The 23,809-nt window shown below is 27.7% G+C and carries 20 protein-coding genes and 1 tRNA gene; 9 read left to right on the top strand and 12 right to left on the bottom strand.

All coding sequences use genetic code 11. From position 1 onward, the window contains the following. Window positions 1-9 precede the first annotated feature (9 nt). A tRNA-Val gene (locus tag CRV11_RS00995) sits at window positions 10-85 on the bottom strand. Between the two features lie 140 nt (window positions 86-225). Here CRV11_RS00995 and CRV11_RS00990 point away from each other — a divergent pair. After that, on the top strand, window positions 226-846 hold the full coding sequence (locus tag CRV11_RS00990; protein ID WP_136131474.1) for a riboflavin synthase subunit alpha: 621 nt from the start codon (window positions 226-228) through the stop codon (window positions 844-846). A gap of 306 nt (window positions 847-1,152) precedes the next feature. Beyond that, entirely contained in the window at window positions 1,153-1,491 is a 339-nt protein-coding gene (grxD, locus tag CRV11_RS00985; protein ID WP_136131473.1) for a Grx4 family monothiol glutaredoxin, read from the top strand. A 26-nt stretch (window positions 1,492-1,517) separates the two neighbouring features. Here grxD and rnt read toward each other — a convergent pair whose 3' ends face one another. Next, window positions 1,518-2,180, bottom strand: a complete 663-nt coding sequence (gene rnt / locus CRV11_RS00980; RefSeq protein ID WP_136131472.1) for a ribonuclease T — start codon at window positions 2,178-2,180, stop codon at window positions 1,518-1,520. A gap of 689 nt (window positions 2,181-2,869) precedes the next feature. Here rnt and pdxH point away from each other — a divergent pair. Both pdxH and tyrS read left to right on the top strand, forming a co-directional pair. Next, window positions 2,870-3,526, top strand: coding sequence for a pyridoxamine 5'-phosphate oxidase (gene pdxH, locus CRV11_RS00975; RefSeq protein WP_136131471.1), 657 nt, complete (start codon window positions 2,870-2,872; stop codon window positions 3,524-3,526). A 58-nt stretch (window positions 3,527-3,584) separates the two neighbouring features. Then, window positions 3,585-4,859 (top strand): tyrosine--tRNA ligase, encoded by a 1,275-nt coding sequence (tyrS, locus tag CRV11_RS00970; protein WP_136131470.1) that lies wholly within the window; start codon window positions 3,585-3,587, stop codon window positions 4,857-4,859. Window positions 4,860-4,896: 37 nt separating this feature from the next. On the opposite strand, the gene nth is transcribed toward tyrS, so the two are convergent. From nth to CRV11_RS03780, 4 genes are all read right to left on the bottom strand, one after another. Next, window positions 4,897-5,532: an endonuclease III gene (nth, locus tag CRV11_RS00965; RefSeq protein WP_136131469.1), complete on the bottom strand. Its 636-nt coding sequence runs from the start codon at window positions 5,530-5,532 to the stop codon at window positions 4,897-4,899. A 13-nt stretch (window positions 5,533-5,545) separates the two neighbouring features. Further along, window positions 5,546-5,878, bottom strand: a complete 333-nt coding sequence (locus CRV11_RS00960; RefSeq protein WP_136131468.1) for an RnfABCDGE type electron transport complex subunit B — start codon at window positions 5,876-5,878, stop codon at window positions 5,546-5,548. 542 nt (window positions 5,879-6,420) lie between these two features. Further along, window positions 6,421-6,597: a hypothetical protein gene (locus CRV11_RS00955; RefSeq protein ID WP_136131467.1), complete on the bottom strand. Its 177-nt coding sequence runs from the start codon at window positions 6,595-6,597 to the stop codon at window positions 6,421-6,423. Between the two features lie 45 nt (window positions 6,598-6,642). Continuing rightward, window positions 6,643-7,002: a type I phosphomannose isomerase catalytic subunit gene (locus tag CRV11_RS03780; protein ID WP_422386597.1), complete on the bottom strand. Its 360-nt coding sequence runs from the start codon at window positions 7,000-7,002 to the stop codon at window positions 6,643-6,645. A 356-nt stretch (window positions 7,003-7,358) separates the two neighbouring features. On the opposite strand from CRV11_RS03780, the gene fumC reads away from it, so the two are divergent. Then, the gene (gene fumC / locus CRV11_RS00945) at window positions 7,359-8,741 is read left to right on the top strand and encodes a class II fumarate hydratase (RefSeq protein ID WP_422386596.1); all 1,383 of its coding nucleotides are present in this window, start codon (window positions 7,359-7,361) and stop codon (window positions 8,739-8,741) included. A gap of 24 nt (window positions 8,742-8,765) precedes the next feature. Here fumC and pntB read toward each other — a convergent pair whose 3' ends face one another. Continuing rightward, on the bottom strand, window positions 8,766-10,157 hold the full coding sequence (pntB, locus tag CRV11_RS00940; protein ID WP_136131465.1) for a Re/Si-specific NAD(P)(+) transhydrogenase subunit beta: 1,392 nt from the start codon (window positions 10,155-10,157) through the stop codon (window positions 8,766-8,768). 6 nt (window positions 10,158-10,163) lie between these two features. Beyond that, complete coding sequence (locus CRV11_RS00935) at window positions 10,164-11,696, bottom strand: Re/Si-specific NAD(P)(+) transhydrogenase subunit alpha (RefSeq protein WP_136131464.1); 1,533 nt, start codon at window positions 11,694-11,696, stop codon at window positions 10,164-10,166. Window positions 11,697-12,157: 461 nt separating this feature from the next. Between CRV11_RS00935 and CRV11_RS00930 the strand changes: the two genes are divergently transcribed. From CRV11_RS00930 to CRV11_RS00920, 3 genes are all read left to right on the top strand, one after another. Beyond that, on the top strand, window positions 12,158-12,937 hold the full coding sequence (locus CRV11_RS00930; RefSeq protein ID WP_136131601.1) for an SDR family oxidoreductase: 780 nt from the start codon (window positions 12,158-12,160) through the stop codon (window positions 12,935-12,937). A gap of 113 nt (window positions 12,938-13,050) precedes the next feature. Then, entirely contained in the window at window positions 13,051-15,333 is a 2,283-nt protein-coding gene (locus CRV11_RS00925) for an FdhF/YdeP family oxidoreductase (protein ID WP_136131463.1), read from the top strand. Between the two features lie 82 nt (window positions 15,334-15,415). Continuing rightward, window positions 15,416-17,350 (top strand): exoribonuclease II, encoded by a 1,935-nt coding sequence (locus tag CRV11_RS00920; protein WP_136131462.1) that lies wholly within the window; start codon window positions 15,416-15,418, stop codon window positions 17,348-17,350. 20 nt (window positions 17,351-17,370) lie between these two features. On the opposite strand, the gene pyrF is transcribed toward CRV11_RS00920, so the two are convergent. Together pyrF and CRV11_RS00910 are read right to left on the bottom strand one after the other, a co-directional pair. Next, window positions 17,371-18,087 carry an orotidine-5'-phosphate decarboxylase gene (pyrF, locus tag CRV11_RS00915; protein ID WP_136131461.1) on the bottom strand — a complete coding sequence of 239 codons (717 nt, stop codon included), beginning with the start codon at window positions 18,085-18,087 and terminating at the stop codon, window positions 17,371-17,373. 179 nt (window positions 18,088-18,266) lie between these two features. Beyond that, the gene (locus CRV11_RS00910; protein ID WP_136131460.1) at window positions 18,267-18,995 is read right to left on the bottom strand and encodes a phosphatase PAP2 family protein; all 729 of its coding nucleotides are present in this window, start codon (window positions 18,993-18,995) and stop codon (window positions 18,267-18,269) included. Window positions 18,996-19,201: 206 nt separating this feature from the next. Here CRV11_RS00910 and ribA point away from each other — a divergent pair, with 206 nt between their 5' ends. Beyond that, window positions 19,202-19,792: a GTP cyclohydrolase II gene (gene ribA, locus CRV11_RS00905; RefSeq protein ID WP_136131459.1), complete on the top strand. Its 591-nt coding sequence runs from the start codon at window positions 19,202-19,204 to the stop codon at window positions 19,790-19,792. A gap of 23 nt (window positions 19,793-19,815) precedes the next feature. Here ribA and acnA read toward each other — a convergent pair whose 3' ends face one another. After that, window positions 19,816-22,473 (bottom strand): aconitate hydratase AcnA, encoded by a 2,658-nt coding sequence (gene acnA / locus CRV11_RS00900; protein WP_136131458.1) that lies wholly within the window; start codon window positions 22,471-22,473, stop codon window positions 19,816-19,818. A gap of 229 nt (window positions 22,474-22,702) precedes the next feature. Then, a complete protein-coding gene (cysB, locus tag CRV11_RS00895; protein WP_136131457.1) occupies window positions 22,703-23,677 on the bottom strand; it encodes an HTH-type transcriptional regulator CysB in 975 nt (324 codons plus the stop codon). Window positions 23,678-23,809 lie beyond the last annotated feature (132 nt).

The following is a 23,809-nucleotide window of genomic DNA, read 5'->3' as shown; positions in this document are numbered from 1 at the left end:
AAACAATAGTGGTGCGTTCTAATGGATTTGAACCATTGACCCCCACTCTGTCAAAGTGGTACTCTACCAACTGAGCTAAGAACGCAATATTCTAACCAAATAAATTATATATAATTTAAAACAACTTGATCAATATTTTATTTATAATAATTGTTAATAAATAACAACACTCAATTTGATATTAAATTATTATATATTAAAACTGTTTAAATAAGGTAAAATAATATGTTTACTGGTATTGTACAAGGAATTGCAGAAATAGTATATCTAGAAAAAAAAAAATTACCTTATTATTATACAATCAAATTTCCAAAAGAATTAACATTTAATCTAGCGTTAGGATCATCTATAATGGTTAACGGTTGCTGTTTGACTGTGGCTAATATTGATGAGGTTTTTATAAGTTTTTCTTTAATAAGAGAAACATTAAGAGTCAGTAACTTAAATAGCTTATGTGAGGGAGATTTAGTAAATATTGAACGAGCAGCAAAGATAAATCATGAAATAGGAGGACATTTGATGTCTGGTCATGTTATGACAACTGCTGAAATTTATGAAATAGATAAATCGGACAACAATTATACTATATGGTTGAAAATTAAAGATATTAATATAATGAAATATATTTTGTATAAAGGATTTATAGGAATAGATGGAATTAGTTTAACTGTTGGTGAGATCATAGAAAAAAATTTTTGTGTATTTCTTGTTCCTGAAACACTAAAACGTACTAATATAGGAAAAAAAGGATTAGGATATCATGCAAATATTGAGATAGATCTAAACACTCAGGGAATAGTTCATACTATTGAACGATTGATATCATTAAATAAGAGATATTCATAATTATTATGTTGTAAATTTATTTGAGTTAAAACTTGATTAGATTATTTGATTAAAATAATCAACAAAAACAAAAAAATTTGTTTATTGGCAGTGGTCATAATGCCAATAATATACTAAACATGAAATATTTGTGTATATGATGATTATAATGACTATTATTAGATTAAATATATTGATAGAACATATAATATGGTATTACAATTTAATCGTCAATAATTTCATATTGTTTATATTTTTGCTTAAAACATATGATTTATTTAATATAATTTATTAAAATATATTACATGTTCAGTAAGGAATATTGTTATGGTTATTAGTACATCAGAAAAAATTCAGAAACAAATATCAGAAAATCCCATTTTACTATATATGAAAGGTACACCTGAACAACCGAGTTGTGGTTTTTCTGCTCAAGCAGTAAAATTTTTATCAGCTTGTGGTGAGCGTTTTGCTTATGTGGACATATTGAAAAATCCTGATATTCGTGAAGAACTTCCTAAATATTCTAATTGGCCTACTTTTCCGCAGTTATGGATTGATGGTGAACTAATAGGTGGTTGTGATATTATTATAGAGATGTTTCAGTGTAACGAGTTACAGTCTATTATTAAACAAGTAAAAAACAAATATACAATAAATAAATAGAAGGGTAAAGCCGACGTTTGTTGGCTTTAATTAGAAATATTTTCTATGTTATTTATAGATTTTGGAGGCCAACCTCCTAATCTCTTCCACCTATTTACCAATTCACAAAATAATACAGCGGTCTGCTCTGTATCGTACAAAGCAGAGTGAGCTTGGATGTTATCAAAAGTTATTCCAGCTACCTTGCATGCTTTAGCTAATACTGTTTGGCCTAGAATTAGTCCACTTAAAGTAGCAGTATCAAAGGTAGCAAAAGGATGAAAAGGACTATGTTTTAGACTCGTACGTTCAATAGCTGCCATCATAAATTTAAAATCAAAAGTTGCATTATGAGCTACCATAATTGCACAATTACAGCCTGTATCCTTTATTCCTTTGCGAACCATATCAAAAATAGAATTTAATGCCTCATATTCACTAACAGCACTACGTAAAGGATTTGTTGGATCAATTCCAGTAAATGCAAGTGAATCTGGATTTAATATAGCCCCTTTAAAAGGTTTAATATTAAAATGTTTTGTTTCGTTAAGATGAATCCATCCATCTTCATCCATTTTAAGAGTAACCGCAGCAATCTCCAATAGAGCATCAGTGTGCTCATTGAATCCAGCAGTTTCTATATCAATTACAACAGGATAAAAACCACGAAACCTCTTATTAATAGAATTTAAACAATTTAGCTCAGACATAACATCTCATTATAATAACATGAACTATATAATAAAAATAAATTTAATTAATTTTTGCTCAGTTAAATTTACAATTAATATTTTGATTAATCTTATCATTGCAAAATGATTAATTAAGTAAAGTTGCTAATAAAACTATAATTTTTTAATTAACTTATTAATACAAGATAAGCATTAGCTATATGATATATAGAATATTTATTCTGCTAAATTATTAAATTTATTTTATTTCCAAACAACTAGTTATGTTAATGACATTATATAATTTATAATAATTACTGATATACTTTGTTGAGTATATGTGAAATTATCAATATAATAATTGTTTAAGAATAAAGTTAAAAAGATTATTTTTGTATATTTAATATTAATTGATAAATCATAGATTTTAGTTGAACAATTAGATTAATGATAATTATAATAACATATTATCGTGTGATATTATTAACTAATAAATAATATTTTTTAATAACAAATATAGTATGAAAAAATCATTATTGATTGTTAATCAATAATGATTGAACTTGAACGCATAAACGGCAATGATATTAAATAATTATATTTTTATTAGAGCACATATTGTTCGAAGTATAATTTATTACGAAATATTAATGTTATAATATTTTCAATATATTGCATTGTTCTTTAATATTATAACAAAATTTCTATCAATTTGAGTAATAATAAATATGAATGTTTTTAGTCAATTACCTAATATATCCAACTTAAGGCGAGAATATACAAAAGGAAAATTAAATCGAAAAGATTTACCAGACAATCCTTTAATATTATTTGACTATTGGCTAATAGAAGCTTGTAAAGCTTATTTGCCAGATCCAACAGCCATGATATTAGCTACGGTAGATAGCAATGGTCAACCTTATCAACGAACCGTGTTATTGAAACAATATGATGTAAAAGGTTTAGTATTTTTCACTAATTTTGGTAGTAGAAAAGTTTTTCATTTCAATAAAAATCCAAATATTTCTTTACATTTTTTATGGCATTTGTTTGATCGTCAGTTAATGATTTTAGGTAGAATAGAAAAGTTATCAATTGAAGAAACACTAAAATATTTTCGTGAACGTCCTAGAGAAAGCCAAATAAGTGCTTGGGTATCCAAACAATCTTCTTATATAAAATCACGTGAAATACTCGAAAAAACATTTATAAAGATGGATGATAAATTTAAAAACCGTGAAATTCCATTACCTAATTTTTGGGGAGGATTTAGAGTTAAAGTGAATACCATGGAATTTTGGCAAGGTGGAAAACATCGTCTACATGATAGATTTTTATATAAGTTAGAAGACAATGTTTGGGAAATAAATCGTCTTGCACCATGAACAACTTTTATATTATTATATCCAAATTAATTGGTCTTAATTAATTTGGGATATATGAATGATAAAAAATAATATCTTAGAATATCTATATAGTAGGAATTTAATATTCCAATTAACAAATAGAGAATTATTAGAAAAAAAATTAAAAAAAGGTCCAATATCAGTATATTGTGGTTTTGACCCTACTGCTGAAAGTTTACATCTAGGTCATTTAATACCTATAATATGTTTAAAATATTTTCAAGATCGAGGCCACAAACCTATTGTATTATTAGGAGGTGCTACAGGTTTAATTGGAGATCCTAGTTTTAAAGCAAAAGAACGAAAATTACAAGATAATAAAACTGTAATAAAATGTGTAGAAAAAATAAAAACACAAATCACAAAGTTATTGAATTTCGATTGTGGTTGTAATAGTGCTGTTATTGTAGACAATAATGATTGGTTTAGTGAAATTAGCTTGCTAAGTTTTTTAAGGGATATAGGAAAACACTTTTCTGTAAACCAAATGATCAATAAAGAAGCTATTAAACAACGTTTGAATCGCAGTGATCAGGGTATATCTTATACTGAATTTTCTTATAATTTATTACAAAGTTATGATTTTGCTTATTTAAATAGAGTATATGATGTTTCTTTACAAATTGGAGGTTCTGATCAATGGGGTAATATTACATCAGGTATCAATTTAACACATCGACTTAATAACTGTCAAGTGTTTGGTATAACTGTTCCTTTGATAACAAAATCTGACGGAACTAAATTTGGTAAAACTGAGAATGAAACTATATGGTTGGATTCTTTAAAAACTAGTCCTTATAAGTTTTATCAGTTTTGGATCAATACTTCTGACAATGATGTTTATCGTTTTCTACGATATTTTACTTCTTTACATAATAGTGAAATAGACAGTTTAGAACATGAAGATAAAAACACCAATAAAACACCAAGAGCGCAATATATATTAGCAGAACAAATAACCCGTTTAGTTCATGGAGAAAATGGTTTAATTTCTGCAAAGCGCATTACTGATAATCTATTTTCTAGCAATATAGTTGATATGACTGAATCAGATTTCAAACAACTAGCTTTTGATGGTATTACAACTATTGTTGTAGACAAATGTGAAGATTTACAAAAAGCTTTAGTACAAGCAAAGCTAGTATCATCACTTAGTCAAGCTCGCACTATGATTAATAATAGTGCTATTTACGTAAATGGTACAAAGCAATCTAATGTCAATTACAAATTTAATAAACATGATAAATTATTTAATAAATATACTCTAGTACGTAGAGGTAAAAAAAATTATTGTTTAATTAACTGGATATAAAATGTTGTTTTACTGATAAACATTTCAATTATTGATATTATGTATTGATTATTTTATAGTAATTACATAAATCTTTGATAATACATTCATTACATTTTGGATTACGAGATTTACAGATATAACGTCCATGTAGAACTATCCATAAATGGCAATGTTTTTTAAAAAAAACAGGAACAACCTTAAATAACTTATCTTCTACTTGTTTGACATTCTTACCTAATGCAAAGTTAGTACGATTACAAAAACGAAAAACATGAGTATCTACAGCAATTACTGGCTCATTAAAAATAGTATTAAGTATAACACCAGCTATTTTAGGTCCAATACCTGGTAATTTTTCTAAATCCATTCTATTATTTGGGATTTTACCATTATGTTTTTCTATTAAGATATGGCAAATCTTAATTATATTCAGTGCTTTAATGTTATATAATCCAATAGGTTTAATATATTTTTTTATGTTGTTTAAACCTAATTTTAAAACACTTATAGGAGTATTTGCTTTTAAATACAGTTTTTTAGTAACTTTATTAACCATTATATCTGTGGATTGAGAAGACAATAATGTTGATATTAAAAGTTCAAATGGTGAACAAAAATTAAGTTCTATAATAGGTCTAGGATTCACTTGTGAAAAACGGCTAAGTATTTCTATGCGTGTTTTTTGTTTCATTTAGTGTAATCTATTATTTCTTATATAATACATCTAATTTAACAGTTAAATTTTCCGAATCCCATTCTAAATGGCTTATAAAAATTTTTATGGGGATTATTTTTATGCAATCAACGGGACATGATTCTATACATAAATTACAATTATTACAATAATTACTTATTACTGTGTGGGTAGTGCGCATAATTCCTACAATCGCTTTTGCGGGACATATTCGAGCACATTTACTACAACCTATGCAGTCTTTTTCCTCGATCCATGCTGTTTTTTTTTCAACCATTTTTATTTCGTCATCATTATTAGTACTTTTTAATTCAATTCCAAGTATTTTTTCTATTTCGATCATATATTTTTACCAAATTGAGTTCATTAATAGATCATTATAATATAATGATCTAATTGATGACGAAACAAAGTAATTATCAAAAATTATTATTATAATACAAATAAACTGTTATTTTAAGTTGTATTATTTTTAATAATTGATTAAAAATTAAATGAACATTAAAACATAATTTTTACTAAATTAGAAGATATTAATAATATAGAATAATTATTATGTTAATATATTTTATTATTAAATACTCGTGCTAAGTAACCATTACCTTGAATAATTATAGGCATTTCTTCAGTAGAAACAAAAAAGATTCTCATAAGATATAATTGTTATTTTTAACGATCTTAAATTCACCTTTAATACAAAATAATATGGCTATATTATTTTGATATATAGTCTGTGATTCATTTTATAACATATGTATAAAATCTTTAACTGTAAACAAGAATTGTATTTCAATTTTTTAATTTTTTAGGATTTATCAATATTTTGTTTTGATCAATTAGTTGTAGTTTTATGTTTTTCAAAAAATCAGATATATCTGTACATTTTTATGTTAAACCAGCACGTATAACATGATCAGAATTAGCAGAAATTTCTATTGCCACACCTTTTAAACAAGTATATGAAATTCCTGATGATATAAATATTATTTCACCAGAATTGAGGGAAAAAATATTAAAAAATATAAACAAAAATAGTTTATTATCTTGGGAATAATTTATCATTATATTTTTATATTGTTTTCTAAGGTTTTTCTAGATATTTAATATCTATATATTTATAATATTGAAGGTCATTAGTTTTTTATAGTCTTTTAAACATAAAAAATATTTTAGTAATTTTAATAAATTGCAATTATTTGGTTGATTTTGAAATTTAGAAATTAATGGATTAATACCAATAATTGTATTTAATAATAAAATTATTTTAGAAAAATCCCTAAAACCAATTAATGCATAAAAAACAGTAACTACGTAAATTAGTTCAGGTTTATAATTATTATCTTTATAATTACGTTGATAACTATCTATTATGATCAATAGGATGTTTTCTTTTACGAAGCCTTTTTGAGCCAATATTTGAATGAATAACGGATGTTCAATACATAAGATTTTAAATAAAAAAGGCAGTTCACCAGAGTATGTGATATATTGCCCAATAACTTATAAGGATTTATAATCTATAATTTCACTAGGTAAACACAAAGTAAATACATTTTATTATTATAAGATACTTTTGAAGGATTTTGATGATGTGTACCTATCTATAGTTCTGTAATAGGTAATCTTTTATTATATAGTGCTTCAATGAAGCATATAATTTTAATATCATATACAAATAAAATATTCTCAAATAAACTATTTTAGCATATGTAGTAAATAAAACTTATTTATAATTGTAAAAACTAATTTAGTATTCATTATTTATATAATATATTTTAAAAGGAGATATATCAGTGATACCTGGTAGAGTTGAAAAAGATTCAATGGGATCTGTAAATGTTCCTAATGATAGATTATGGGGAGCTCAAACACAACGTTCATTAGAACATTTTCATATTTCCACGGAAAAACCACCTGTTGTTTTTATCTATGCGCTAGCATTAATAAAATTAGCTGCAGCAAAAGTAAATTGTGATTTAGGAATATTAAAAAAAAATATTGCTGATGCAATTATTAAAGCCGCTGAAGAAATTATGGATGGCAAGCACAATGATGAATTTCCACTAGTTATATGGCAAACTGGCTCGGGAACTCAAACTAACATGAATATGAACGAGGTCATAGCTAATAGAGCAAGTGAAATTATGGGAGGTAAAAGAGGTGTATCAAGACTAGTACATCCTAACGATGATGTAAATAAAGGACAAAGTTCTAATGATGTCTTTCCAAGTGCAATGCATATAGCATCTGTTATTACTATAACTGAACACATGATACCTAATATTGTTAAATTAATTAATACACTAAGTGAAAAATCTGAATCATTTAAAAAAATAGTTAAGATAGGTAGAACCCATTTACAAGATGCTATACCTTTAACTTTAGGACAAGAAATTTCTGGTTGGGTAATGATGCTAAGAAATAACCTCAAAAATATAAAACAAAGTATACCTGGTTTATGCGAACTTGCTTTAGGGGGAACTGCAGTTGGCACTGGTCTAAATACTCATCCTGAATATGCAGTTAATATTGCTAAAGTAATTGCTGATTTAACTCAACAACCTTTTATTACTGCTTATAATAAATTTGAATCCTTGAGCAGTACAAATGCAATAGTTAATGCACATGGTACATTGAAAAATGTAGCTGTGTCGCTAATGAAGATTGCAAATGATATTAGATGGTTGTCTTCTGGTCCACGATGTGGTTTAGGAGAGATTACTATTCCCGAAAATGAACCAGGAAGTTCAATAATGCCAGGCAAAGTAAATCCGACTCAATGCGAAGCAATAACTATGATTTCTTGTCAAGTAATGGGCAATGATGTTGCTATTAATATAGGTGGTTCATTAGGAAACTTCGAATTAAATGTATTTCGTCCAATGATAATATATAATTTTCTTCAATCAATTCGTCTAATTTCAGATGGAATAGATAGTTTTAACCGTTATTGTGCATCAGGTATTGAACCAGTATATGAACGTATTAATCAACTCTTAAATGAATCATTAATGCTAGTTACAGTACTTAATAATCATATTGGATATGATAAAGCAGCAAAAATTGCTAAAAAAGCATACCAAGAAGGTGTAACATTAAAAATTGCTGCGTCAAAATTAGGATATCTAACAGAAAAAGAATTTAATGATTTAGTAAAACCAGAACAAATGATTGGTAATATTAGCTGTTATTCAAATAGTACATAATTACTTAAATTTAAAGTAATGCACTTAAATCAATTTTATTATGGAATCTATAGCTTTTTTTGCGTCACCAAATAGCATATATGTATTTTGTTTACAAAATAACGGATTATTGATACCAGAATAACCAAAACTCATAGATCTTTTAAATACTACAACATTTTTAGCTTTCCATACTTCTAGTACTGGCATACCTGATATTGGACTGTTAGGATCTTCTAGTGCTGCTGGATTTACAGTATCATTAGCTCCAATTACTAACACCGTATCAGTTTTGCTCAAATCATCATTAATCTCTTCCATTTCTAATACTATATCGTAGGGAACTCGGGCTTCTGCAAGTAAAACATTCATATGGCCAGGCAAACGACCAGCAATTGGATGAATTCCAAAAACAACTTTAACGCCATATTGCTGAAGTTGTAAAGATATTTTTGCTAATGAGTGTTGAGCTTGTGCAACAGCCATACCATAACCAGGTGTGATAACAACAGATGAAGAACTTTTTAAAATTTCTACGATTTTATCTATCGAAATTTCATTATACTCACATGCTAAATCTTCTTTTTTAACTGTAATTTTATTATTAGTTCCTCCATATATTACATTAATAAATGAACGATTCATTGCTTTACACATAATATAAGAAAGAATAGCTCCAGATGAACCTACTAAAGAACCAGTAATAATTAGCAAATCATTTTTCAATATAAATCCTGCTGCTGCTGCTGCCCAACCAGAATAGGAATTTAACATAGAAATTACAATTGGCATATCAGCACCACTAATGGATAATACTAGATGTGCTCCAAATAAAAATGCTATTAATATCGTTATTATTAATAAAACAATTTTGGTTACAATATCATTAGTAGTAACAAAGGAGAACAATATTGTACAACAAATTCCAAGTATTAATATATTTAATGCATGATTATGTAGTAAAATTAATGGTTGTGATCTAATTTTACCAGAAAGTTTGCAAAATGCTATTAAAGACCCAGTAAAAGTCATAGCACCAATAAATATACCAATAAAAATTTCAATCAAATACATATTAGTTTTCATAAATATTGTAGGAGTGATAATATTATTCAGGAAACTATTAACGCCTACTAATACTGCTGCTAAACCAACAAAACTATGTAAAATTGCAATTAATTCTGGCATTTTAGTCATTTCAATTTGTTTTGATAATAAAATGCCAATTAATCCACCTACAAATATTGCTATGAAAATTAATGTAATGCTATAAAGCATGTGTTGAAATAAAATAGTAGCAATTAATGCAATCATCATTCCCATTATACCAAAAATATTTCCTCGTTTAGCAGAATCATGTTTTGAAAGACCGTTTAGACTGAAAATAAAAAGTACAGCAGAAATGATATATGCTGAAATCACTAATTTAATAGACATACTTCATCACCCCCTACGAAACATTTTTAGCATACGGTGCGTAACATAAAAGCCGCCGAATATATTAATACTACATAGTAATATAGTGATAAAGGCAATAATATCTATCAAATAGTTAATACCTGTCTGTAGTATAGATCCAATTATAAAAATACCAGAAATAGCATTGGTAACGGATATTAATGGAGTATGTAGTGCATGATTAACATTCCACACTATACAGTAACCCACTATACAGGAAAGCATAAATATGGTGATATGAGATAAAAATTCGCGTGAAAAATTATCAGATAATACAATAAATAATAATGATAATAATGTGATAAATATATATTTGTAAATATCACAACTTTTATTTTCTATCTTGTTGTATTTTTTATAGTTAACATTTTTAACTTGCGATTTTTCAGAAACTGGAACAGGAGGAGCAGGCCAAATGATTTTACCATTATCAATAACTGTAATACTGCGAATCACTACATCATTAAAATTTAGTTTTACTAAACCATCATTACCTTTACATATTAGTTTTATCAAATTAAATACATTAGTAGCATATAATTGAGAAGATTGATTGGCTAAACGACTAGCAAAATCAGTGTAACCAATAATTTTTATACCGTTATTTGTAGTTATAATCTGGTCTATAATAGTTAATGAACAGTTTCCTCCTGATTGTATAGCTAAATCCACAATTACACTGCCTTTTTTCATATTTAATACCATTTCTTCTGTAATAAGTATTGGAGCTTTTCTACCTGGAATTAAAGCAGTGGTAATTATTATATCGGATTCTTTTGATTGATAAGAAAACAACTTTATTTCGGCTTCTATAAAATCTTTAGATATTATTGAAGTATATCTACTATCTTCAGAATTGATTTTTCCTGGAAAATCTAATTCAAGAAATTCTGCGCCTAAACTTTGTATTTGTTCTTTCACTTCAATACGATTATCAAATGCTTTTACTATAGCTCCCATATTTTTTGCAGCACTTATAGCTGCCAGACCTGCTACTCCTGCACCAATAACTAATACTTTAGCTGGAAATACCTTGCCTGCTGCAGTAATTTGTCCACCAAAAAATCTATCAAATTCATAAGCTGCTTCAACTATAGCACGATAACCAGCAATATTAGACATTGAACTTAATGCATCCAAAGATTGTGCGCGAGAAATTCGTGGTACTGCATCCATCGCAATAACTGTTATTTCTTGTGCTGCTAGTTTTGTAATTAACGATTTATTTTGCGAAGGCCAAATAAAACTTATTAATATACTTCCTTTTTTTATTAATAGTATTTCTTGATCTTCAGGTGGATTAATCTTTAAAATTATGTCAACTTGCCAAATTACTTGACTATTAGTGATATTTGCTCCAGAGTTAATATAATCCTGATCGTTAAAATTGGCTTTTTTGCCTGCATGACTCTCAACATAGACACTAAAACCTAAATTAATTAGTTTTTTTACAGTCATAGGTGTGGCAGCTACACGGGATTCATTTGATGATTTTTCTTTAGGTATCCCTATTAACATACAAATTCCTTTCCAAAAGATATACATTTATTCAAATAATAAAGAAATAGTATTTGATAAAATAGAGAACAATAAATTATGCTTAAAAAATAATTTATAAAAAACACACTGAAAGCTAACAACTGTTTCATTATTAATTAGTTGTTATATTTGATTTTATTAACAAAAAAGATTAGTGATTTAATTACATATATCATCGTTATTATAATAATAATCAGCTAATTACTAAACTTAAATATTTATAATTTATTTTTATTAAGATATTTCTTCTTTTTAACTTTTAGTTAAAATTATTACATTAATATTATATTTAATATCAATATTTTATATTTTGTATTGTTTGTTACTTAGCATTAATATATTAATAATAAACATATGTTCTATTGTTATAGATGTCGATTTTGGCATATATAAGTAAACATGTAAGTGCTTAATGCACTAAAATATCCAAGGATTAAATGATGGGTTTTCTTAGTGGTAAACGTATTTTGATCAGTGGCATTATTAGTAAATTATCTATAGCTTATGGTATTGCTGAAGCTATGTACAAACAAAAAGCGGAACTAGCATTCACTTATCAGCATATTAAATCAAGAAATCGAATTGAAAATTTTGCGAAAAATTTCAATTCTAAAATAATTTTGCCATGTGATGTATCTCAGGATCAAGACATTAAATTTCTATTTTTTGAATTATCTAAATATTGGCCTAAATTTGATGGTTTAGTTCATTCAATTGGATTTGCTCCTAATAACCAGTTATCAGGTGATTATGTTAATACTGTTAGCTATGAAGGTTTTGAAATTACTCATAAAATCAGTAGCTATAGTTTTGTATCTATGGCTAAAGAATGTAGATTGATGTTAAATAAAAATTCAGCTTTACTAACCTTATCTTATTTAGGTTCTAAAAGAGCAATTGCTAATTATAATGTAATGGGTCCTGCAAAAGCTTCTTTAGAAGCTAATGTTCGTTATATCGCAAATTCAATGGGACCTGAAGGGATACGTGTTAATGCGATTTCTGCCGGACCTGTACGAACTTTAGCTGCATCAGGTATTAAAAATTTTCGCAAAATATTAGAATATTATAAAAAAGTTACTCCAATACGTCGCACAATAACAATTGAAGAAATAGGAAATGCAGCAGCGTTTTTATGTTCAGATTTAGCGAGTGGTATTACAGGACAAGTCGTTTACGTTGATGGTGGTTTCAATATTGCCAATATGAATGAATTATAATTTTATTTTAATAACATAAAAATATTAATTTCCTTTTATGTTTTTATGTTAACTTTAATAAATTAATTCTAATTTATTAAAATTTCTTTAATAATATATAAATTATTTTCTATATGAAATTTAAAAAAAAGATCAAACCTTATAATTTAGCAGCTGGTGGATGGGATTCTATAGAATCTACAGCTCGTTTTATTTTTGATAGTCAAGCTAGCCTAAAGAGCATACGCAATTTGCTAAATATAAATAAAAATGATGGATTCGATTGCCCAGGATGTGCTTGGGGTAATGATAATAAAAGCATTTTTGATTTTTGTGAAAACGGAGCAAAAGCAGTAGCTTGGGAATCTACAAATCGCACCATTGATAGAAATTTTTTTTCTAAAAATAACATTGATTTTTTATATAAAAAAGATGATTATTTCTTGGAATATCAAGGTCGCTTAATAGAGCCATTATATCATAATGGTAAGAATAATTATTATGAACCAATTAGCTGGAATAATGCTTTTAAACTAATTGCTAAACACATTAACAAGATGGATCATCCTAATCAAATAGAACTATACACATCAGGACGAGCTAGTAACGAAGCAGCTTGGATCTATCAATTGTTTGGTCGTTTGATAGGTACAAATAATTTTCCAGATTGTTCTAATATGTGTCATGAAGCTAGCGGTATAGGACTCAAACATAGTATAGGGGTAGTTAAAGGTACTGTTCATTTGGAAGATTTTGATTACGCTGATGCTATTTTTGTATTTGGACAAAATCCTGGTACTAACCATCCTAGAATGTTACATAGCTTACGTCGAGCATTAAATAGAGGAGCTAAAATAATTGTTTTTAATACATTAAGAGAACGTGGTTTAGAGAGATTTACTAATCCTAAAAAACCTATTGAAATTATTACTCCAATGGAAAAGACTGTAAATTCTGCATATTATCAACCAAATTTAGGAGGTGATATGGCAGTAGTACGAGGTATTGTGAAATATTTATTCGAACAACATCTCATACATAAATCATCGGGAAAAAATGATATTTTCGACTGTAAATTTATCATAAATAAAACACATGGGATAGTAGAATATTTTCAAGAAGTAGCAAACACTAGTTGGGACCAAATTATAAAACAATCAGGCTTAACGAAAAAACAAATTTGTGAAGCTGCATCTTTTTATCAAACTGCAAAAAGAGTAATTTGTACTTGGGGAATGGGAATAACACAACACAAACATTCTGTTAATACTGTGAGAGAAATAGTTAATTTACAACTATTATTTGGTAATATAGGAAAAAGAGGAGCAGGGTTATGTCCAGTACGCGGTCATAGTAACGTTCAAGGTAATCGCACTATGGGCATTAACGAACAACCTGATAGTGTATTTCTAGATAAATTAAAACAATATTTTAAATTTGAACCTTCAAGATTAAAAGGTCATAATACTATTCAAGCTTTAAATGCAATGATAAACGGTCATATTAGAGTGTTTATTTCATTAGGAGGTAATTTAGTTGCAGCAGCTCCAGATTATGTACGTACTAAAAAAGCTCTTTCAAGATGTGATCTAACAGTTTATATTAGTACTAAATTAAATCGTAGTCATTTAGTAACTGGACATGAATCCTTAATATTACCAACGATTGGACGCACAGAAATAGATCAAACTATTAATGGCAATCAATATATTACTGTAGAAGATACATTTGGTATGGTACATGCCTCACAGGGAAAATCTAAACCTCTATCTAAAAAACAGCGTTCAGAAATTGCAATTATAACTGGTATAGCTTATAAAACATTAGGTGATAAAAAAATAAAATGGAATGATCTTGCAACTGATTATAATTTAATTCGCAAACAAATTGCTGATGTTATTCCAGGTTTTAAAAAATTAACTAAAAAATGTAATACTTTAAAAGGTTTTCATTTGATTAATTCAGCATCAAAAAATATTTTTGATACTGAATCAAAAAAGGCACAATTTAGTAGGTCACCTTTGCCTAATTCAATGTTTGCTAATCTAAAAAGTGATGTTGAATATTTTACTTTGCAAACATTACGTGCTCACGATCAATATAATACTACAATTTATGGTTTGGATGACCGTTATCGAGGTGTATATGGACAAAGAAATGTGCTATTCATTAATCATAATGATATTAATGAATTAGAATTTAAAGATGGTCAATATGTGGATATAGAAACTATATGGGATGATGGTATAATTCGTTCCATTAAGAATTTTAAATTAGTTCCTTATAATATTCCTAGTAAAAATTTAGCAGCTTATTATCCAGAAACTAATGTATTAATACCTATAAATAGTTTCGGTGATTATAGTTATACTCCAACTTATAAATCTATTCCAGTTAGATTAAAATTATCTAAATAAAATTACACATATAACAATATGATTATTAATATCTTTGTAAAAGAAATAAAATATAAATTTGTTTTTTACAATAGTTAAAATTATGTTTCAGAAAAATCCAATACTTATACAACTTAAGAAAAAATTAAAATTGCAAAATAGTTTTGTTGAAGGCATTGTAAAGCGCAAAGAAAAAGGTTTTGGTTATTTAGAGGTTAACTCAAACAAAAGCTATTTTATTCATCCAAATCAAATGAAAAAAGTCATGCATGGTGACAGAATAATTGCAATTGTTAGTAATAAAGATAAAGAAACTGTAACTCCTAAAAAGTTAATTGAACCATTTTTAAATCGCTTTGTAGGACGTATATATAAAAAAAACAATTGTGTTTCAATAATTCCAGATAACCATTTTTTAAATAAAACAATTCCTTGTAATAACATAAAAAATTTAAATTATGAATTTCAAAATGGTGATTGGGCTATAGCTAAAATGTGTAAACATCCATTAAAAGATCATTGCGGTTTTCACGCTGAAATTGTTGATTTTATAGTAAAATCTAAAGACAAACATGCTCCATGGTGGGTTACTTTATCTCGTTATAATTTAGAACGTGAAGCGCCAAATATTAATTTGGTGGGTATCACCATGTTAGATGAACAATTAGATCGTAAAGATTTAGCTGAGTTAGATTTTATTACAATTGACAGCATCAGTACTGAAGATATGGATGATGCATTATATGTAAAAGAACTGCCTAATGGTAATTTATATATGATTATTGCTATTGCTGATCCTACTTCTTATATTCAAGAAGGTAGTAAACTGGATATTATGGCGTCTGAACGAGGGTTTACTAATTATTTACCGGGATTTAATGTGCCCATGTTACCCCGTAAATTATCTGATGATCTTTGCTCTTTGCGTCCAAATAGTCGTCGTCCTGTGCTAGCTTGTAGTGTTACAGTTACTAATGAAGGTCATTTGATAAATGTTGATTTTTTTGCTGCCTGGATAAAATCTAAAGCTAAATTAGTTTACAATGATGTTTCCGATTGGTTAGAAAACATTGGGGCATGGAAACCTACAGATATCAAAATTGAAAAACAACTTAGATTGTTATATCGTTTATATTTGATACGTAATAGATGGAGAAAAACTTATGCTTTATTATTCAAAGACCGACCAGATTATCGGTTTTTAATTGGAGATAAAGGAGACGTATTGAAAATTATTGCTGAAACACGTCGTATTGCAAATCATATTGTTGAGGAATCTATGATTCTAGCTAATGTCTGTGCTGGTAAAATTTTGCGTGAAAAACTAGGTTTTGGTATTTATAATATCCATTTGGGTTTTGATTCTAAAAGTATTGAACAAGTTATTGCAGTTTTAGCTAATCATGGTATTATAGTGGATGCTAAAAGTATTTCAACTTTAGATGGTTTTAAGTTATTGCGTCGTCAATTAGATTCTCAGCCCACTCAATTTCTAAATAATAGATTAAGACGTTTCCAATCTTTTGCTTCAATAAGCAATAAACCCGGTCCTCATTTTGGTTTGGGTCTTGAAAATTATGCTACTTGGACTTCACCTATTCGTAAATTTAGCGATATGATAAATCATAGATTACTAAAAGCTATAATTCTTGGTAATAAAATTTCATGTCCTGATAATGCATTAATAATTAAGATTAGTGAAAGAAAAAGATTAAATCGCATAGCAGAAAAAGATATTGAAGATTGGTTATATGCTTGTTATCTTTCAAAATTTATCGATGCTGAACATATATTTACTACTGAAGTAATTTATATTTCTAAGAACGGGATGAGAGTTAGACTTTTAGATAATGGAGCCATAGCATTTATTCCTTCAATTTTTATCCATGTACTACGTAATGAATTAATTTGCAATCAAGATAACGGAACATTAACAGCAAGAGGTAAAATTTTATATCGTATTACTGATATTATTGATGTTTTTATAACTAAAGTTTGTCTGGAAAAACGCATTATAGTTGCTCGTCCAGTTAATTGAAAATTTTATAATAATTAAAATTATACATTATTTAAAATATCTAAAACTTTTTGTAAAGTATTGATTGGTGTTTCAGATTGGGTAATTGGTCTTCCTATTACTACATAATTAACTCCAGCTATTTTTGCTTGTTGTAGGGTCATTGTGCGACGTTGATCATCAACACTGCTACCTATTGCACGAATACCAGGTGTTACTAATATAAAGTTTTTATTAGTAATTTGCCTAAAACGTGTTGCTTCATGCACAGAACATACTACTCCGTCCATTCCACATTCCTGTGATATCTTTAATAAACGTTCAGCTTGTTCAGCAGGAGAAGAAAAAATACCTAAACTTTCTAAATCCTCTTTATCCATGCTTGTTAGAATAGTAACAGCAACTAAAAATGGAGCATCCTTTCCTAAAGGTAATAGTGCTTTTTTTGCAGCTAACATCATACGTATTCCACCGCTAGCATGAACATTAAGCATCCAAACGCCAAGATCTGCTGCAGCAGATATAGCATAAGCGGTGGTATTGGGAATATCATGAAATTTGAGATCTAAAAAAACAGAAAAATGTCTTTTATGAAGTTCTTTTATCAAATAGGGACCAAATAATGTAAACATTTCCTTCCCTATTTTTAGGTAACAACTACTAGGGTTTATTTGATCAATTAATTTGAATGTTTTTTTTAGGCTATTAAAATTAAGAGCCAAAATTAATTTTTGTGATAAATGTTTAGATATAATCATATTGTAGTAATTATATTGTATTTTGTGATTGTTAGTTAAATGATCGTTTTTAATAACATATCATGATTTATTGTTTAATTTTTGATATTAAATTGAAATTTTATTTGATTATAGAAATTAAATCTATCAACATAGTGCAAATTAAAAAATTGATAGCATATTATAACATTTCTTGTTTATCATCTATTTATTTTTACTAATGAAAAATAATCTATCAAAATAATAGCTATAGTTACTAAAATCCAAGATAATATAATAGAAGCTATTATATCTTGGATCCAATGCATGCCAAACAATAATCTGCTTAATGTAATTATATAACTCCAAACGGATACAATTATAATTGTTTTATAGTAACGATAAGGCCATAATAAATAAATTATTAAAAACATCCAACTATTGGTAAATATCGTATGCCCTGATGGAAAAGCAAAACTTGTTTCTTTAATCCAATGCTGTTTAAGCCATGAAGGTACATTTTGATCATGATCAATCAAATTTGCTATTGTTATTTTACGTTCTTTATTTGTTAATTGATAATATTTATTAATATTCAACCCATATTTATGTTTCAACCATATTATATAAGGACGAGGTTCTTGAGTTTTGTTTTTTATGAAATATTTAATAGGTTGACCTGTAATAATTACAATATTTAATATTAAAAACAACTGTACTGTAATTTTTGTCTTATTAAAGTATAAACATCCAAATATGCAACAATTTAACATTATGTGAGTAAGTATTACCCAAGGGTTAGTAGCAGTCTGCATTAAGATAAATATTAATTTTAATTTAAGATCTGTTGTTGTATAAGGATCCCAATAGCATCCTAATAACCAAAATATTAGTGGTATCGTTAATACCAGGGAAATTGCTATAGCAGTATGGCGTATAATTTTAAACACCTTTTTACCTACAAACTGGATAATTAAATTAATTGCAAAAGAACAAAAAAACAATTATTTATTAAAGATTATATTATTTTAATAAATACTAATATAATTTTTCCTTATCATTAGTATAATTTATCTGTATTAGTACATTATATATAGTAAGATATCACATAAATTATTATATTAGTATGATATTTTCTAAGGTTTTGGAGAGCCATATGCAACTTAAAAGAGTAGCAGAAGCCAAGCTACCAACAATATGGGGAAATTTTCTTATAGTAGGTTTTGAAGAATTATTAACAGGCAATAATCATATTGCATTAGTATTTGGTACGATTAATAATAAAAATCCAGTACTTGCTAGAGTACATTCAGAATGTTTAACTGGAGATGCACTCTTTAGTCTTCGTTGTGATTGTGGTTTTCAATTGGAAGCAGCATTAAATGCAATCGCTGTAGAAAATACAGGTGTTTTATTATATCATCGTCAAGAAGGTCGTAATATTGGTCTATTAAATAAAATTCTTGCATATGCATTACAAGATCAAGGATATGACACTGTAGAAGCTAATTATCATCTTGGTTTTAACGCTGATGAAAGAGATTTTACAGTTTGTGCGGATATGCTTAAATTATTAGGTGTACATGAAATAAGATTACTAACCAACAACCCTAGTAAAGTAGAAATTTTGACAAAATTAGGAATAAAAATTGTTGAAAGAATACCTTTAGTTGTTGGTAGAAATCCCCAAAACGCTTGTTACCTCGATACAAAAGCAAAAAAAATGGGACATTTATTTCCCAAATAAATATAAATTTATATATTTTCTAATCAACTAATCATGTTCCTTATTGTATATTTTAAAATTCCCCCATGATTATAATAATTAAGTTCATTGTTAGTATAAATACAACAATATGCGTTAAATATTTCTTTTTTTTCATTATTTCTTTTTATTATTACTTTTACTGTACATTTAGGTTTTAATTGGGATAAATTTTTAATATCAATTAATTCTGCACCAGTTATTCGTAATTTTTTTCTATTTAAATTTTCTGTAAATATTAGAGGTAAAATTCCCATCCCAATTAAATTAGAACGGTGAATTCTTTCAAAAGATTCTGCAATGACTACTCTTATACCTTGTAAATAAGGTCCTTTCGCCGCCCAATCTCTACTTGATCCTGATCCATATTCTTTTCCTGCAATTAATACTAAAGGAATATCATATTGTTTATACTTCATAGCAGCATCATAAATAGTCATTAGTTCTCTCTTAGGAAAATATTTAGTATAACCTCCTTCCTTATCAGGTAGTATTTCATTCTTAATTCTTATATTGGAAAAAGTTCCTCTTACCATAACTTCATGATTACCACGGCGTGAACCGTAAGAATTAAAATTTTTAATTTCTACAGCATTAGAAGTAAGATAAAAACCTGCAGGGCTATTAGGATCAATTTTACCAGCAGGTGAAATATGATCAGTAGTAATTGAATCTCCAAATATCGCTAATATTTTTGCATTTATAATATCATCTATCTGATTTGGTTTTATTTTCATGTTTTCAAAAAATGGAGATGGTTGAATATAAGTAGATAAACTATTCCATTCGTAAGTAACACTATTATTTACTTTAATATTTTTCCATTCTTGGCTGCCTAAAAATATTTTTTTGTATGCCTGATAAAATAATTTGCTTTTTATTTTCTGTACAACAGAAGCTATTTCTTCATTAGATGGCCAAATATCTTTTAAAAAAATATTATTTCCATGATAATCTTTACCAATAGCATCTATTTTTAAATTAATTTTCATAGTTCCAGCGATTGCATAAGCTATAACTAAAGGAGGAGAAGCCAACCAATTTTCTTTTACTAATGGATGAATTCTGCCCTCAAAATTTCTATTACCTGATAAGACTGCATTTACAGTTAAATTATTTTTTATAATTGCTAATTCAATATCTTTATTTAATGGCCCTGAATTACCAATACACGTCATGCATCCATAACCCACTATGTTAAAACCTAATTGTTCAAAATAGGTTAAAAGATTTAATTGATTAAGATAAACAGATACTACTTTTGATCCAGGAGCTAATGAAGTTTTAACCCAAGGTTTTTGTTTTAATCCCAATTTGATTGCTTTTTTCGCTAATAATGCTGCTGCTATTAGAACATTTGGATTAGAGGTGTTTGTACAAGATGTAATAGCACTAATAACTACTGCACCATCTTGTAAAACATAATTTAATCCAGTATCATTATCTAGATAATTTATATAGTTAACAGATTTATCTTTGGCTTGATTTGCTGATGAATTAATATGTTTGATTAAAATACAATCTTGAGGACGTTTTGGACCAGCTATACTTGACCTGATTTCACTCATGTCTAATGTTAATGTGTTAGTGAAAATGGGTTCATCTCCACTATAACGCCACATGCCTTGTTTTTTTGTATATTTTTCTACTAATAAAATATGTTTTGTATCTCGTCCAGTTAGTTTCATATAGTCAAGAGTAATTTGATCGACTGGAAAAAAACCACATGTAGCTCCATATTCAGGAGCCATATTAGCTATAGTTCCACGATCAGCTAAGGATAGATTTTCCAACCCATCGCCATAAAATTCAACAAATTTATTTACTACTCCATGTTTTCTAAGGATTTGTGTTATGGTTAACACCAGATCAGTTGCATTAACTCCAGAACAAAGCTTTCCAGTAAGTTTAAATCCTACTACATCTGGAATAAGCATTGATATTGGTTGACCTAACATTGCGGCTTCAGCTTCAATGCCACCCATTCCCCAACCTAATATACCTAGAGCATTAATCATAGTAGTATGTGAATCTGTCCCTATTACTGTATCTGGCCATGCAAAATGTTTTTCACTTGTTATATCATCCCAAATTATTTTCCCTAAATATTCAAGATTCACTTGATGACAAATTCCTGTTCCTGGTGGTACTACACGAAAATTATTAAAAGTTTTTTGACCCCAACGTAAAAATTTATAACGCTCATAATTACGATCCATTTCTAATTGAGTATTTTTTTTAAGAGCATCTTTAGTACCAAAATAATCCACTGTAATAGAGTGATCAATTATTAAATCAACAGGTATTGATGGATTGATTGTATTTGCATTACCACCTAGTTTTTGTACTATTTCACGCATAGTAGCTAAATCTATAATAGCTGGAACTCCAGTAAAATCTTGCATTAAAATCCTCACTGGATAGTAATCAATTTCATATTCAATATGACCATTATTTTGCCAATCAATTAATGCCTGTATATCTTCTAATTTAGCTGTATTATCTTTTCTACGTAATACGTTTTCTAAAATTATTTTCAATGATTTTGGTAATTTTTCAATGTTTCCAAAATATTTTGAAATGAATGATAAACTAAAAACATGGTATTTTTTTTTACCTACAAACAATATTTCCTGACTATCTTCTCTTATGTTTAATGACATAGATTACTCCTTAGAACTTATAATAATTAATTTTTAAATATTACAAGATGTATATTAAAATAACCTATAATTAATAATTATTTATTTCTTTATTTAAAGACAATAACTGTAATTATTGATAAATATAACTAGCTTTTTATACAAAAAGCTAGTTATAAATATTGATTCAATTAATATTACAAACTAATTTAGTTTTAGCAATATTAATACAAGCTAATAGAACTTTGTATTATTTAAAAGGCAAGATTTTATTGTTTAACATAACTTCAATATCCTCATTAGAACGTAAAGACACTGCTGTGTCTACTACATCTCTAGTTAAATGAGGAGCAAAACGTTGAATAAAATCATACATATAACTTCGTAAAAAAGTACTACGACGGAAACCTATCTTTGTAGTGCTATTCGTAAAAATTTTAGAAGCTTCTATTCTTATTAAATCTGAATCTGATATTGGATCTACAGCCATACTCGCAATAACACCTACTCCTAATCCCAATCTCACATATGTTTTAATAACATCAGCATCGGTAGCAGTAAAAACAATACGTGGAACTAACCCTATGCGTTTAAATGCAATATCTAATTCCGAACGACCAGTAAAACCAAATGTATATGTTACTAATGGAAATTCAGCTAATTCACCAACAGTTATTTCTTTTTTTGCCGCTAAAGGATGCTTTGCGGTGACTATAATAGCTCTATTCCAGTGATAACATGGTAACATCACTAGATCTTCATATAGATGCAATGCTTCAGTAGCAATAGCAAAATCAGCAGTTCCTTTTGATACTGCTTCTACAATCTGTGTTGGTGAACCTTGGTGCATATGTAATGAGACAAACGGATAACGTTCTATAAAGCCTTTTATTACCATGGGTAAAGCATAACGTGCTTGTGTGTGGGTAGTGGCTATATATAAAGATCCCTTATCAGGCCAAGTATATTCACCTGCAACCGATTTGATTGCATCAACTTTCGATAATATCTCACGAGCTATACGTATTATTTCTTCTCCGGCAAAAGTAACTTTAGTTAAATGTTTACCACTACGTGCAAAAATTTGCACTCCTAATTCATCTTCCAACATACGTACTTGTTTACTAATACCAGGTTGAGATGTATAGAGTCCTTCTGCAGTCGAAGAAACATTAAGGTTGTGATTAACTACCTCGACGATATATCGGAGCTGCTGTAATTTCATAATTAGTTTATCCCAGTAATCTATAGAATAGAGTGATATTCATTATTGATATATTATTACCTGATATAAATTAAAAAAATAATATTTGTTAGAAATAATATAAAAATTAATATATTATTTTAGATGTAGACA

Source organism: Candidatus Pantoea edessiphila (assembly GCF_002933335.1).
Classification (GTDB): Bacteria; Pseudomonadota; Gammaproteobacteria; order Enterobacterales; family Enterobacteriaceae; genus Pantoea_C.
This window is presented reverse-complemented; position numbering and strand designations above follow the sequence as displayed.

Excerpts from the sequence above, each read along its gene's own strand:
- CRV11_RS00960 (WP_136131468.1), bottom strand. The coding sequence starts at position 5,878 with ATGATCGAAATAGAAAAAATACTTGGAATTGAATTAAAAAGTACTAAT.
- CRV11_RS00955 (WP_136131467.1), bottom strand. The coding sequence starts at position 6,597 with ATGATAAATTATTCCCAAGATAATAAACTATTTTTGTTTATATTTTTT.
- pdxH (WP_136131471.1), top strand. The coding sequence starts at position 2,870 with ATGAATGTTTTTAGTCAATTACCTAATATATCCAACTTAAGGCGAGAA.
- cysB (WP_136131457.1), bottom strand. The coding sequence starts at position 23,677 with ATGAAATTACAGCAGCTCCGATATATCGTCGAGGTAGTTAATCACAAC.
- CRV11_RS00990 (WP_136131474.1), top strand. The coding sequence starts at position 226 with ATGTTTACTGGTATTGTACAAGGAATTGCAGAAATAGTATATCTAGAA.
- nth (WP_136131469.1), bottom strand. The coding sequence starts at position 5,532 with ATGAAACAAAAAACACGCATAGAAATACTTAGCCGTTTTTCACAAGTG.
- pyrF (WP_136131461.1), bottom strand. The coding sequence starts at position 18,087 with ATGATTATATCTAAACATTTATCACAAAAATTAATTTTGGCTCTTAAT.
- rnt (WP_136131472.1), bottom strand. The coding sequence starts at position 2,180 with ATGTCTGAGCTAAATTGTTTAAATTCTATTAATAAGAGGTTTCGTGGT.
- grxD (WP_136131473.1), top strand. The coding sequence starts at position 1,153 with ATGGTTATTAGTACATCAGAAAAAATTCAGAAACAAATATCAGAAAAT.
- pntB (WP_136131465.1), bottom strand. The coding sequence starts at position 10,157 with ATGTCTATTAAATTAGTGATTTCAGCATATATCATTTCTGCTGTACTT.
- tyrS (WP_136131470.1), top strand. The coding sequence starts at position 3,585 with ATGATAAAAAATAATATCTTAGAATATCTATATAGTAGGAATTTAATA.
- CRV11_RS00920 (WP_136131462.1), top strand. The coding sequence starts at position 15,416 with ATGTTTCAGAAAAATCCAATACTTATACAACTTAAGAAAAAATTAAAA.
- CRV11_RS00935 (WP_136131464.1), bottom strand. The coding sequence starts at position 11,696 with ATGTTAATAGGGATACCTAAAGAAAAATCATCAAATGAATCCCGTGTA.
- acnA (WP_136131458.1), bottom strand. The coding sequence starts at position 22,473 with ATGTCATTAAACATAAGAGAAGATAGTCAGGAAATATTGTTTGTAGGT.
- ribA (WP_136131459.1), top strand. The coding sequence starts at position 19,202 with ATGCAACTTAAAAGAGTAGCAGAAGCCAAGCTACCAACAATATGGGGA.
- CRV11_RS00925 (WP_136131463.1), top strand. The coding sequence starts at position 13,051 with ATGAAATTTAAAAAAAAGATCAAACCTTATAATTTAGCAGCTGGTGGA.
- fumC (WP_422386596.1), top strand. The coding sequence starts at position 7,359 with ATGGGATCTGTAAATGTTCCTAATGATAGATTATGGGGAGCTCAAACA.
- CRV11_RS00930 (WP_136131601.1), top strand. The coding sequence starts at position 12,158 with ATGGGTTTTCTTAGTGGTAAACGTATTTTGATCAGTGGCATTATTAGT.